The organism is Flavobacterium amniphilum, assembly GCF_023634845.1.
Lineage (GTDB): Bacteria > Bacteroidota > Bacteroidia > Flavobacteriales > Flavobacteriaceae > Flavobacterium > Flavobacterium amniphilum.
The window spans coordinates 135,249-149,056 of sequence record NZ_JAMLJL010000010.1 but is presented as its reverse complement, the minus strand read 5'-3'; the positions used below and the strand labels follow the sequence as shown (position 1 = coordinate 149,056).

Below are 13,808 nucleotides of genomic sequence, written 5' to 3'. Positions count from 1 at the left end.
CCAATGAAAAAGAAACTTGAAGCCGAATTAATTAGCATTGCACACCGTATTTTAAAACTTAAAAACAAGGAAGATGTTCGTGAATTACACCATGAAACGCAAAAGTTATATGAGAAACTTTCGGTATTGCTGTTTGTTGAAGAAAATTTCGACGGAGTAAAACCTACCATTGGCATCCGTGAAATTGAAGAAAAACTGGAAAGAGCTTTTGATTTTGACGAAAAAATAGTTGTGGCCGAATTAAAAGAAGATGACACTGTTGAAATTAAGGAAGAAGTAAAAGAAGAGAAGACTTCTGCTAATTCTGAACCAATTACACAAGAAACAGAAGAAAGATCACCTGTATTTACCGAAACTCCTACCGAAGAAATAAAAGAAGACTTACCCGAAACTGAAAGTGAACCAATCATTGAAGAAATTCAGGAAGAATCAATTGAAGAGGAAGTAATAATTGTTGAAGAACCTGAAATTACAACAGAAGAAGAGCCAGTTCTTGAAAAATCTATTGAAAATGAAAGCCCTAAGGAGGAAAAACATAAATTCCTGTTCGAAGATATTTTAAGCAATTTACAACCGGAACCTGTTTTTGAACGCGTGGACAACAACAAGACTCCAAAGGAAATCTCTAAAATAATCGAAGAAAAAGTAGCGGAAACCAAGAAAGTAGAAACACAGAAAGAGGATACAAAAAAAGAAGAACCGAAGAAAGAGGAAATCGATATTTTCGCCGGTATAGGGGAACCTGTTTTCGAAAAAGCAGAAAAGAAACCGGCTGCCAACTTAAACGACAAACTGAACAAGGGAATTAATATTACCCTGAACGACCGTATCGCTTTTGAAAAAAATCTTTTTGACGGAAGTACTGTAGATTTAAACCGTGTTATTTCACAAATCTCAACTTTTGATAATTTTGAAGATGCCAAAAATTTCATTGATGAAATGGTCAGACCTGACTACAATGACTGGAAAGGCAAAGATGAATTTGTGGAACGCTTTATGGAATTTGTAGAAAGTAAATTTGCCTAAATGTCAAAATTATACTTAGTCCCAACTCCAATCGGCAATTTGGAAGACATGACTTTCAGAGCCATCAAAGTTCTTAAAGAAGTTGACTTAATCCTTGCCGAAGATACCCGAAACAGCGGAAAACTGCTCAAGCATTTTGAAATAGCCACGCACATGCAAAGCCATCATATGCACAACGAGCACAAAACTGTGGAAAACATCATTAAACGGATTCAAAGCGGTGAAAACATAGCCTTAATCAGTGACGCAGGAACTCCGGCAATTTCTGATCCCGGGTTTTTACTGACACGTGCCTGTGTTGAAAACGGGATTGAAGTTGAATGCTTACCAGGTGCCACTGCTTTTGTACCGGCATTGGTCAACAGTGGATTACCGAATGATCGTTTTATTTTTGAAGGATTCCTTCCGGATAAAAAAGGACGCCAAACCCGATATCTGGCTCTGGCCGAAGAGACAAGAACCATGATTTTATACGTTTCACCACATAAACTGGTAAAAACCTTAGCTGAATTTGTTCAGTATTTCGGAGCTGACAGACAGGTTTCTGTTTCAAGGGAATTATCAAAACTGCACGAAGAAACTGTCAGAGGGACTGCGACAGAAGTACTAAAACACTTTGAAGCCAAACCTCCGAAAGGTGAAATTGTGGTATGCGTAGCCGGAAAAACAATTACGAAAGAAAAAAGAAAAGATGATGAATAGTTTAGCCCATTTTTTAGACAAAGTGAAGCAAGATCCGACTTCGGTCAGCTTTCATGAAACCATCACGGTGATAGACGAACATTACGACTTCACCCAAACGACTTTCAAAAACGGAAATCACACCAACAATGCAGGTGAAAACAACGGATCCTGTAAGATTTTCAGTTTTGCCCAAATGAATCAGTTAAGCGAAAAGGAAACACTCGGACTTTTTGGTGATTATTATTTTAAAGACGTACTTGAAAATCCAATTGGTAACGACCATCAAAACATCCGTAATTTTATGCAATTCGGTTGGGAAAGAATTCATTTTGAAGGAAATCCGTTAAGCCCCAAAACCAAATAACCAAACCTGAAACCCAATATAAATGCGTTGGACAACCAAATCAAAGCCCGAAAAACAAAAATTACAAGCCTTACAAAACGCCTTACAAATCGATGAAATTATTGCTTCTTTATTGATACAAAGAGGAATCAATACCTATGAAGAAGCGCGTCAATTTTTCCGCCCAAATCTGGAGGACCTACACGACCCTTATCTCATGAAAGACATGGATAAAGCAGTCAAAAGAATTGAAACTGCTTTCCAAAATCAGGAAAACATATTGGTTTTTGGCGATTATGACGTAGATGGTACAACTTCAGTTTCCCTAATGTCATCCTATTTAAAAACCATCACCCAGAATATCGCTACTTATATTCCTGACCGTTATGATGAAGGATATGGCATATCCTATAAGGGAATCGATTTTGCCGATGACAACGGTTTTTCCTTGATCATCGCTTTGGATTGCGGAATCAAATCTATTGAGCATATTAATTATGCTAAAGAAAAAAACATTGACTTTATTATATGTGACCACCACCGCCCGGGAAATGAAATACCGGACGCCGTAGCTGTTTTAGACCCAAAACAGGAAGACTGTAATTATCCTTATAAAGAATTATGTGGTTGCGGAGTTGGATTCAAACTGATACAGGCTTTAGCACAAAAACAAAATCAGACAATTGAAGATTTAACACCTTATCTGGATTTAGTTGCCACTGCTATTGCTGCCGATATAGTACCAATTACCGGCGAAAACCGCATATTAGCTAAATTCGGGTTAGATGTAATTAACAGTAATCCCAGACCAGGAATTAAAGCCTTGATTCAAAATGTAAAGAAGCAGAAATTATCCATTACGGATGTTGTTTTCATCATTGCACCCAGAATCAATGCAGCCGGACGCATCAAACACGGAAATTATGCAGTTGAATTACTAACCGAGTTTGATTTGGAGCAAGCTTCTACATTTGCCGCCCAAATTGAAAGTTTTAATGTTGACCGCAAAGATTTAGACAAACAAATCACACAGGAAGCTTTACTCCAAATACAAACCAATGATGAAAATGACAAATTTACAACTGTCGTATATCAGGAAGACTGGCATAAGGGTGTTATCGGGATAGTAGCTTCACGATTGATTGAAACCCATTACCGTCCTACAATTGTTTTCACCAAAAGTGGCGATAAATTAGCTGCTTCCGCCCGATCAGTAAAAGATTTCGACATTTACAACGCATTAGAGGCAAGTTCTGAATTCCTTGAGCAATTCGGCGGACATATGTATGCTGCCGGAATGACACTTAAAGAAGAAAACTACCTGGCTTTTAAAGATAGATTCGAAGAAATTGTCCAACAAACCATCCATCCCGATTTACTGACACCTGAAATTTCGATAGATATGGAAATTGATTTGGATCAGATTGATGAAAAATTAATACGCATACTAAAGCAATTTGAACCCCACGGCCCTGAGAACATGAGTCCGGTTTTTATAACCAAAGGACTTAACGATACCGGATATGGAAAATCCATCGGTAAGGAAGAAGAACATTTGCGTTTGTATGTAAAACAGGAAAACAGCAATGGGTTTGGCGCAATTGGTTTTGGATTGGCCAAAAAGAAAACTGCAACCGAAGGGCACAGAAAATTCGATGCCGTATACAGCATTGAAGAAAACGAATGGAACGGCAACACTTCCATCCAACTTCGTTTAAGAGATATAAAATAAATTATAAAACTTCATTAAAGTGAAAAAAGAAGACAAAAAAGATCCGTTTTCATCTTTAAAAATTAAAGAATTCAAATGGTTCCTTTTCATGCGTTTAGGTATTGTATTAGCCTGGTCTATGCAGTTTGTCCTGATAGAGTGGGAAGTATACCGATTAACAAAAGATCCATGGTCATTAGGATTAATAGGTCTGGCTGAAGTTATTCCTGCAATAGCATTTGCTTTATTTGCCGGACATATCGTTGATCAGAATGAAAAAAAAGGTATGCTGGTCAAAGGTTTTTCGGCATTGGCAATAATCAGTATTTTAATGTGCCTGGTCACAAAACCTGAAATAACAGAAATACTTTCAAAGAATTTCATCCTTTACTCCATTTACGGATTGGTTTTTTTGGGCGGTGTGGCAAGGGCTTTCATCATTCCTTCTGTATTCAGCCTTTTGGGATTAATCGTTCCAAACAAAGAGAAACCGAATGCTGCCGCATGGAGCAGTTCAACCTGGCAAATAGCAGCTGTGTTCGGACCCGCATTCGCAGGATTTTCAATTGGTTTTATCGGTGTATATTATTCTATGATAATTGTTGTTTCCTGCATCATTCTGGGAATAATTGCACTTTTACAAATTGAATCAAAACCAATTTTAAACCCGAAGCGAGGAGAACCTTTCCTTAACAGCCTCAAGGAAGGAATAACCTTTGTTTTCCAAAATAAAACCATATTGAATTCAATTTCCCTTGACATGTTTGCCGTACTTTTCGGAGGTGCAGTAGCACTTATTCCAGTATTCGCACAGGATATCTTAAAAGTAGGCTCTGAAGGTTTTGGTATACTGCGTGCCGCTCCGGCTGTAGGAGGATTAATCACCATGCTGATTGCCACTCATATGCCACTGAACAGGGATGCCGGAAAAAAATTGCTGACGGCTGTATTTTTATTCGGGGTTTGTATTATCATCTTTGGAATATCAAAAAACTTCTGGATATCGGTTGTTGCTTTATTTTTCAGTGGTGTGACTGACGGTATTTCGGTCGTAATCAGACAAACCGTCCTGCAACTCTATACACCGGACAATATGCGTGGAAGGGTTTCTTCCGTAAACTCCATATTTGTAGGCTCTTCCAATGAACTTGGCGCCTTTGAAAGCGGACTGACTTCACGCTTGATGGGAGTGGTTCCGGCCGTAGTTTTCGGAGGCATCATGACCATTGTTGTAGTACTCGTAATGGGAGTTAAATCACCTCAGTTCAGAAATTTAAATATTGAAAAAGATATAGCCGAAAATTAGATTTCAGCAATAAAACCTTCTAATTATTATTGTTTTCACAACATTGTTTCGGGTTGAAATAACTATATTTGCTACTCATTTTTTAACACGTACATACATTTTTGAAATAGAAATACAATGACAAAAAAATCGACAATCCACTACACATTAACGGATGAAGCTCCAATGCTTGCAACACATTCGTTTCTACCAATAGTACAGGCATTCACAGCTCCGGCTGACATTGCAATTGAGTTGAGAGACATTTCTGTAGCATCAAGAATTTTATCACAATTTCCTGAATACTTAAAAGATGATCAGAAAGTAGCTGATAACTTGGCTGAACTAGGTCAGTTAGCTACAACACCTGATGCCAACATCATCAAATTACCCAATATTTCCGCATCAATCGTTCAATTAAAAGAAGCGATTTCGGAATTACAAAAACATGGCTTCGCAGTTCCAAACTACCCTGAGGAACCGGCAAATGATGAAGAAAAAAACATCAAAGCCAAATACGGAAAAGTATTGGGATCAGCCGTAAATCCTGTTTTGCGTGAAGGAAATTCAGACCGTCGTGCTCCAAAAGCCGTAAAAAACTACGCAAAACAAAACCCACACAAAATGGGTACTTGGGCTGCTGACAGTAAAACTTCCGTAGCTCATATGAATTCAGGTGATTTTTTCGGAACGGAAAACTCAACGACTGTTGCAAACGACAGTAAGTTCAGAATCGTTTTTAACGGAAATGACGGTTCAACCAAAGTTTTAAAAGATTTTTCAAATCTTAAAGCCGGTGAAGTAATTGACAGTTCGGTAATGAACCTGACTGCTTTAAAATCTTTTGTTGTTACTGCCATTGCAGAAGCGAAAGAGAAAAACGTATTGCTTTCGGCTCACTTGAAAGCGACTATGATGAAAATTTCGGATCCGATTATTTTCGGAGCCATTGTAGAAACTTTCTTCGCAGCTGTTTTTACTAAATATGCTGATTTATTCAGTTCATTAGACATCAATCCGAACAATGGATTACAGGATTTATTCGATAAATTAGCCGGAAACCCACAAGAAGCTGAAGTAAAATCGGCAATTGAAAGCGTTTTCGCTAATGGTCCGCGTGTTGCCATGGTGAATTCAGATAAAGGAATCACAAACTTCCACGTTTCTTCTGATGTAATTGTAGATGCTTCTATGGCTGCATTAGCACGTAGTGGAGGTAAAATGTGGAATACAGAAGGCAAAGAAGAAGATACCGTATGTATTATTCCGGATCGTACTTACGCTGGTTTCTATCAGGCTGTTATTGATGACATGAAGACAAACGGTGCATTGGATCCTAAAACAATGGGATCTGTACCGAATGTAGGTCTAATGGCACAAAAAGCAGAAGAATACGGATCACATGATAAAACTTTCCAAATGACTGCTGCCGGTATAGTTGTAGTTGAAGATGAAAACGGAACTGTTTTATTATCCCAAAATGTTGAAGCAGGAGATATTTTCAGAATGTGTCAAACCAAAGATGCTCCAATTCAAGACTGGGTTAAACTGGCTGTAAACAGAGCACGTTTATCTGACACTCCGGCAATTTTCTGGTTGGACAAAGACAGAGCTCACGACAGGGAAATCATCAAAAAAGTAGAAAAATATTTAAAAGATTTTGACACAACAGGTCTTGATATCCGTATCATGGATGTGAAAGATGCAATGACAGAAACTTTGAGCAGAATCCGTGAAGGGAAAGATACCATTTCGGTTTCTGGAAACGTATTGCGTGACTATTTAACCGATTTATTTCCAATTTTGGAATTAGGTACATCTGCAAAAATGTTATCAATTGTTCCCTTGATGAACGGTGGCGGTTTATTTGAAACAGGAGCCGGAGGTTCTGCACCGAAACACGTTGAACAATTCACGGAGGAAGGATATCTACGTTGGGATTCATTAGGAGAATTCCTTGCCTTACAAGCGTCTTTAGAACATTTGGCACAAACACAGAATAATCCTAAAGCACAGATTTTAGCTGACACGCTGGATGAAGCTAATGCTAAATTCCTTGCGACTGATAAATCACCGGCACGTAAAGTTGGTGAAATCGACAACAGAGGTTCTCATTTTTATTTAGCTTTATACTGGGCTCAGGCTTTGGCAAATCAAACAAAAGATACAGAATTGCAAGCTAAATTTGCTCCAATTGCAGCCGAATTAACTGCAAACGAAGCCAAAATCGATGCTGAATTAATCGGTGCACAAGGAAAAGCGCAGGACATTGGAGGTTATTACCAGCCATCTGCTGCATTAACTGATAAAGCAATGCGTCCGAGTGAAACTTTGAACACTGTTTTAGCTAAATTGGCATAAACTGATTTATCAAAAATATACAACAAAAAAACCACGCTACTTGCGTGGTTTTTTCTTACTTAACTTATTGCAATTATATAGCTATCTCTTTAGAGAGAAATGGGCTCTGAATATTTTTTCAATGTTATTTTCATTAAACTTAACGGTAAACCAGTAATCGGTTGAAGGCAAATCATTTCCGTTAAAAGTTCCGTCCCAACCTTCCCCGTCCGGTCTGATTGTTTTAAGAACTTTTCCATAACGATCGAAAATATTTACTTCTGAATTAGGTTGGTCTTTCAACGCCCAAATATTCCAGGTATCGTGATATCCGTCTGCATTCGGTGTAAAATATTCTGGATATCCAATAGTAAAAATATCTTCCAGTAAAATATCTGTACATCCGTTTGTATCATGAATAGTCACATAATGTTCACCTGTTGGGACATTTGAAAAGACATTACTGACTTGAAAACTGCCTCCGTCCAAACTATATAAATAACTTCCTTGCCCAACAACAGTAATGGTTATCGTTTGATTTTCTGCAAAATAATTACTTACGGTATAACTTGCCTGATCCGCTGCATAAAAAGCCTCAACTGTGGCAGTCGCAGCTTCGGATGTACAAACATTGGATACCTGAACCGAATAATCACCAATTTCACTTAATTGATCAACTAAATAGGTATTACCTGTTGCTCCCGGAATTACATTTCCATTATGTAGCCATATAAAAGTGTAGCCGGTATTGCCCAAACCGGTATCCAATAAAAATGCATTCAAGACATTACCATTTTTATCCAGGCAAATTCCTCCACCGGTCAATGTTATTCTCGGTAAAGGATTTACTGTAACCGTAACTATTTTTGGTATTCCGTTACAGCCACCCATCACTGGTGTAACAGTATATTCGGCAGTACCGATTGCATTACCGGTTGCTGTGAAAGTATCACTAATAGTAAATGTGTTAGAAGTTGATGTTCCACTAAGAACTCCACCCTGCACAGACACTCCATTCAACACCAAACTCCATTGAAATACTGCATTCCCATTCGGGCTTGACATTGTTATGGAGGCACTCTGCCCACTGCATATGGCTGGAGGATTACTTCCGTAAACAGCCGTAGGGATTGGATTTACATTAACCGTTATCATTTTTGGATCGCCATAGCAAGAACCCATTTTAGGTGTGATTGTATACGTCACCGTTCCTGAATTAGTTCCTGTTGCTGTTAAAATATTGGTTATTTCAGCTGATGCTGAATTCCCGACATTTGTCTGACTGGTTCCACCGGTTACTCCTGTTTGTATTACAGTCCAATCAAATGTAACTCCTGTATTCGGTGAATCAAGATTAATAGATACCGCACCACCTGAACAAATTGTATTATTAGCCACAGTAAAAGTCACAGTTGGTTTTGGATAAACTGTTATATCAACCTGCTGGGTCGCACTTGAACAGCCTGATTCTGCATAAACATTAAAACTCACAACTGTTGGTACTAAAATCGTGTTTGACAATGTTATTAAATCGGTTAAGGAAATTGGTCCCACCCCACTTCCCGAAGTTCCGCCTGTAGCAACTGAAGCCGACAAATATTGCCAATGGATCGTCGCTCCGGGAACATTGGGACAAGTCAGTAAAACATTAACCTGATTCCCTGAACAAATCGAAGGGCTATTATTTGTAACACTTAAAACCGGAGTAGGATTAACAGTAACTGTCATAGTGGTTGAGACAGCACATTGTCCGTTTGCCGGTGTAAATGTATACGTTGTAGTTGACGCGTTGTTTAATGACGGTGACCAGGTTCCATTTACTCCATTGTTTGAAATTGTTGGCAATGGAGCCAAAATTTGACCTGAACATATTGCCCCAACCTGTGTGAATGTTGGTGTAACCTTTTGATTCACCACAATAGTCATTGAAGCTGTACGTGTACAAACTCCACCCGAAGGCGTAAACGTATAAGTTGTGGTAGTGTTATTGCTTATTGCAGGTGACCAACTTCCAGTCACTCCATTAGTTGAAGTAATAGGCAGTGGCGCCAATGCATCACCCGCACAAATTGGAGCTACTTGGGCAAAATCAGGAATAATCGTTGGGTTCACATCAATCGTCATGGTAACCGGAACCGCACATTGACCCGGTGAAGGTGTAAATGTATAAGTAGTAGTGACTGTATTATTGATTGCTGGTAACCAAAATCCATTGATTCCGTTGTTAGAAGTTGTTGGCAATGGAGCCAATGCATCTCCCGAACAAATTGCAGCTAGTTGTGTAAAAACAGGCGTATTTTGATAGGTTGTAACTGTGATTGTTTCATTTTCAACTCTTGAACACAGCGTATTGTTGTTATTATCAAGGATTCGCGTACTTTCCAATGTATAAGTGGTATTCGAAGAAACAGCTTGTGTTAATACAAATATTCCCGAAGCATTAAGTAACCCTCTTTGCAATATTCCGCCGTTGATTCTATATTCAACTGTTGCACCAGGAGTACCGGTAAAAGTAACACCCACATTACTTCCCATGCAAACGTTTGTCGTTGAAACCGACATATCAGCTAAAGGAATTGGATAGACTCTTAAATTGAAATCGGTTATCGTAAAACAACCTGAGGTATTATTTACAACTTTAGCGTAGATTTTTTGTGGATTTACACCTGGATCATTAGCAATAAAATTCGCAAGCGGCAAAACACCGTCAACCGCATTAGCCAAAGTTTTATAAAAATTTACCGTATTGTTAACCAAATCTGGGTTTATCAGGCTTCTTACCGAGTTAAGATCAAAAATCCCAACATCCGGTGTTACACTGCAGGTTTTAAGTTCCCCAATACTGTTTGCCGTCGGAGAACTGGCAAAAGCACCGCTTCCAGCCGTTGCAGTGCCCGTCCATCGTATTTCGAAACCTCCGTCACCATGCGGCCTGTCAATAGCGATATAATAAGACTGACCGGCTAAAACATCCAATGACCGCACATAACCGTCACTGTTACCAGGGTTTGTGGCTCCCGGTCCAACCTGTGTAAATCCGTTAGGCAAAGTCATTCCGGTATGATTATTACCGGCGTTCAAAGACTGTGGATTTGATGTGGCACAACGGATTGGTGTTCCCAAGCTACCGCAAGATCTGTTTGGTCCGTAAACCCAGAAATCATAATCAACTCCAATCGCAGGATCATTCGGAATCAGGTCCATACCTAATGTACCGGATTGCACTATATTAATTTTAATCCATAACGAATTATGTTCAGAACCGCCGCATGAAGAAACTTCCTGTGTATTTCCTATACCTGTGGCATTCGAACTGAAATTACCATTTCCGCAAACTATGATTGCATTACCACAATCATTTGGCAAATTTTGAGCTAAACCCATGTTAGCAAAAAACAGCACTGTCAATAACATAAACATCTTTCTCATCGCATCCTTTTTTTGAAATAATGATAATTTCCGACTGTATGAAACAGTCTTAAAAAAAGCCCTTCACGCCGCTTTACTGACATGAAGGGCACAACTAAAAAACAAATTAAAAAAACCAGTCTTACTTGTTGACAATCATGAATTCAGAACGTCTGTTTTGAGCATGATCATCATCTGTGCAGTTTGAACCGCAATTTATTTTTGGTGTAGAACTACCGAAACCTTTTCCTGAAATTCTACTACTTGATATTCCTTTTGAAATGATGTATTGAACCGTAGATTGCGCACGCTGTTCCGAAAGGTTCAGGTTATAAGCTGCACGTCCTTTGGTATCTGTATGTGATTTAACAAGGATCACCATTGACGGATGATCATTCATAACTTTTACTAGCTTATCGAGTTCACCCGCTCCCTGAGCAGTGATATTACTTTTATTGAATTCAAAATAAATCGGAGCCAACAGCACTTCGGTATCAGTGATGATCACCTCAACAGGGGACAATTTTGCTTCTGTTAAATTTTCACCCTCTTTGGTTTTTGCAACCGGATAAGAAGCTGCATCAAAATTTTCGGCTGAAACCCTGAATTCATAAGCTGCACTACATTCCACATCATAACTCACTTTACCTGAATTATCAGTTTGTTTTGTTGTGATTGTGTTTCCTTTATCATCCAAAATAGCAACCGTCACGTTTGCTAAAACCAACCCCGTTTTTTTATTGGTTACCAAAGCTATCGCTTCTGCTTTACAAACCGGAATTGCGGTATAAATAGCATCCGTTCCGTTTCGGTTTGAAGAAAAGTAACCGGTATTCAGCGTGGTGTTGAAACTAAAAGAGAAATCGTCTTTTTCGGTATTAACAGGTTTTCCCACATTTTGGGCTTTATCCGAGGAATTCAAGTCGGATTTGAAAACATCCAATCCTCCAAAACCTTGTCTCCCTGATGAAGCAAAATACAATACGTTATCCCCGGTTACGAACGGAAAACTTTCTTTTCCCGGTGTGTTTATCTGATCTCCCAGATTTTGAGGACTTCCGTATTGATTTCCGACGACCGACACTTTCCAGATATCTGATTCGCCCAATCCTCCCGGCATATTAGAAGCAAAATATAAAGTCATTCCGTCTTTGCTCAAAGCAGGGTGTGTCACCGAATAAGCCGTACTGTTGAATGGCAATGCTTCGATATTTGTCCATTTTCCGTCAACCTTTACCGCTTTATACAATCCTTGCTGACCAACTTTTACATTGCTTTTTTTGTCTTTTCCGAATTGTCCCCCACTGTGACCGTCTCTTGCAAAAAACATCGTGTTTCCATCTGCACTTATGGCTACCGGACCGTCATGAAAAGCAGTATTCAACTCATTAACAGCTTTCGGTTCAGACAAATTACCGTCTTCTCCCCTAACCGATTGAAAAATATCAACATAGGGCTGGTTAGCCCATTTATCCTTCTTATTCCCTGAATTCCGCGTACTCACAAAATACAGCGTATTATCGTTAGCCAATACCGCACCGAAATCACTTTCCGTTTTAGTTTGAATATTAGTTGTAGCTACATCAAACAGTTTCGATTTGCTTCCCAGACTTGGGATGTAATTTGGATTTGATTTATGCTCGATTGCTCTTGAATCATTAGACATTTGTGCGGCAAAAGCATCCATTTGCTGATTGGCTTCATGGTATTTCCCTAATGTTTTCAAAGATTGTGCATAACGGTAATGCGTTTCAGGATCAACTTTTCCTTCAACAGCTTTTGCATACCATTTTACAGCTTCTTCCGTATTGAAAACATTGTAATAACTATCAGCCAGTCTTGTATACACATAGCTGTTAGCTCCTTTTCCGCCTGCCAGTTTAGAATATTCACCAATTGCATTGATGTATTGGTAACTTTCAAAAAACTTATCGGCCCTTTCGGTAGATTTATCCTGCCCGTAACTTACCGTCAAAAGCAACAATAAACCCATTGTTATATATCTTTTTTTCATTGTTTTGTCGTTTAGGTTAGAAGAATCTTGGTGAAATCGAAACTTTTTTCGGGAAATTCAGATCAAACAAAAGCATTACTTCATGTGAAGAAGTAGCTGCGATTTTTAAATCGGAAACAATATGATCGTAGGCATACCCAATTCTTAAACCTGGTGTAATAGCATAATTCACCATGGCTCCGAAAGAATCATCCATTCGGTAAGTTGCTCCTGCTTCAAACTTTTCAAAAAACAGAAAGTTAGCAGACAAGTCAAACGATACAGGTGCGCTAAACGCCGATTTCATCATGAAGGAAGGCTTGAATTTCGTTTGTTCCGAAAGGTTAAACACATAACCGCCCGTTAGGAAGTAATGTTGCGTCTCACTTCCAAAGTGGTATTCCTGACCGTTTTTAGTAACATCAAGATGCTTACTGTTCAACATATTTGGTACTGAAAAAGCCAAATAGTAGTTTTTAGAATAGTAAAACAATCCGGAACCAATGTTCAAATAAGCTTTATTCGTATTTTCACTGAAGGCAGCATCACCTGAATCCTGGATATGACCGTCACCGATATCAGAGAACAAACCAATTTTGTGTAAGGTTGCTCCCGCCTTGATTCCCATTGCCAGCTTATGATTTCCTCCCAGATTTAACGTATAGGAGAAATCTGCGTAAATATTGTTTTCATCAACCGGACCAATTTTATCTGAAATAACAGAAAGCCCTAATCCAACATTCTTACCTACAGGACCGTGTACCGACAAAGTAGCTGTTTTTGGCGCTCCATCAATGTTTACCCATTGCTGTCTGTACAATAATCCAACTGATAAGTTCTCTTTTGAGCCTGCATAAGCAGGATTCATGACGTTCATATTATACATGTACTGTGTATAATGCGGGTCTTGTTGTGCCTTTACATCAAACCATAACATCGTCATTACTATCGAGGCTAAATATATTTTTTTCATTGTGAGCTATTGCTTTATATTGTTAATAACAGTCTGCCTGAATGG

9 protein-coding genes are annotated in these 13,808 nt (G+C 38.8%); 6 read left to right on the top strand and 3 right to left on the bottom strand.

The window, feature by feature from the left end; genetic code table 11:
- Positions 1 to 3 precede the first annotated feature (3 nt).
- The 6 genes from NAT51_RS12745 (at position 4) to NAT51_RS12720 (ending at position 7,410) form a co-directional block, all read left to right on the top strand.
- Positions 4 to 1,026 carry a hypothetical protein gene (locus NAT51_RS12745; RefSeq protein ID WP_250598518.1) on the top strand — a complete coding sequence of 341 codons (1,023 nt, stop codon included), beginning with the start codon at positions 4 to 6 and terminating at the stop codon, positions 1,024 to 1,026.
- A complete protein-coding gene (rsmI, locus tag NAT51_RS12740) occupies positions 1,027 to 1,728 on the top strand; it encodes a 16S rRNA (cytidine(1402)-2'-O)-methyltransferase (RefSeq protein WP_250598516.1) in 702 nt (233 codons plus the stop codon). It begins immediately after the preceding gene.
- A complete protein-coding gene (locus NAT51_RS12735) occupies positions 1,718 to 2,074 on the top strand; it encodes a HopJ type III effector protein (protein ID WP_317245512.1) in 357 nt (118 codons plus the stop codon). The genes rsmI and NAT51_RS12735 overlap by 11 nt, the downstream gene beginning before the upstream one ends.
- Positions 2,075 to 2,096: 22 nt before the next feature.
- Complete coding sequence (recJ, locus tag NAT51_RS12730) at positions 2,097 to 3,785, top strand: single-stranded-DNA-specific exonuclease RecJ (protein ID WP_250598514.1); 1,689 nt, start codon at positions 2,097 to 2,099, stop codon at positions 3,783 to 3,785.
- A gap of 13 nt (positions 3,786 to 3,798) precedes the next feature.
- Positions 3,799 to 5,070 (top strand): MFS transporter, encoded by a 1,272-nt coding sequence (locus tag NAT51_RS12725; RefSeq protein WP_317245514.1) that lies wholly within the window; start codon positions 3,799 to 3,801, stop codon positions 5,068 to 5,070.
- A 117-nt stretch (positions 5,071 to 5,187) separates the two neighbouring features.
- Positions 5,188 to 7,410, top strand: a complete 2,223-nt coding sequence (locus tag NAT51_RS12720; protein WP_250598512.1) for an NADP-dependent isocitrate dehydrogenase — start codon at positions 5,188 to 5,190, stop codon at positions 7,408 to 7,410.
- Between the two features lie 81 nt (positions 7,411 to 7,491).
- Here NAT51_RS12720 and NAT51_RS12715 read toward each other — a convergent pair whose 3' ends face one another.
- The 3 genes from NAT51_RS12715 to NAT51_RS12705 form a co-directional block, all read right to left on the bottom strand.
- Positions 7,492 to 10,818, bottom strand: coding sequence for a T9SS type B sorting domain-containing protein (locus NAT51_RS12715; protein ID WP_250598510.1), 3,327 nt, complete (start codon positions 10,816 to 10,818; stop codon positions 7,492 to 7,494).
- Positions 10,819 to 10,939: 121 nt separating this feature from the next.
- Positions 10,940 to 12,811: an OmpA family protein gene (locus tag NAT51_RS12710; RefSeq protein ID WP_250598508.1), complete on the bottom strand. Its 1,872-nt coding sequence runs from the start codon at positions 12,809 to 12,811 to the stop codon at positions 10,940 to 10,942.
- A gap of 16 nt (positions 12,812 to 12,827) precedes the next feature.
- A complete protein-coding gene (locus tag NAT51_RS12705) occupies positions 12,828 to 13,763 on the bottom strand; it encodes a PorP/SprF family type IX secretion system membrane protein (RefSeq protein WP_250598506.1) in 936 nt (311 codons plus the stop codon).
- Between the last annotated feature and the right edge of the window lie 45 nt (positions 13,764 to 13,808).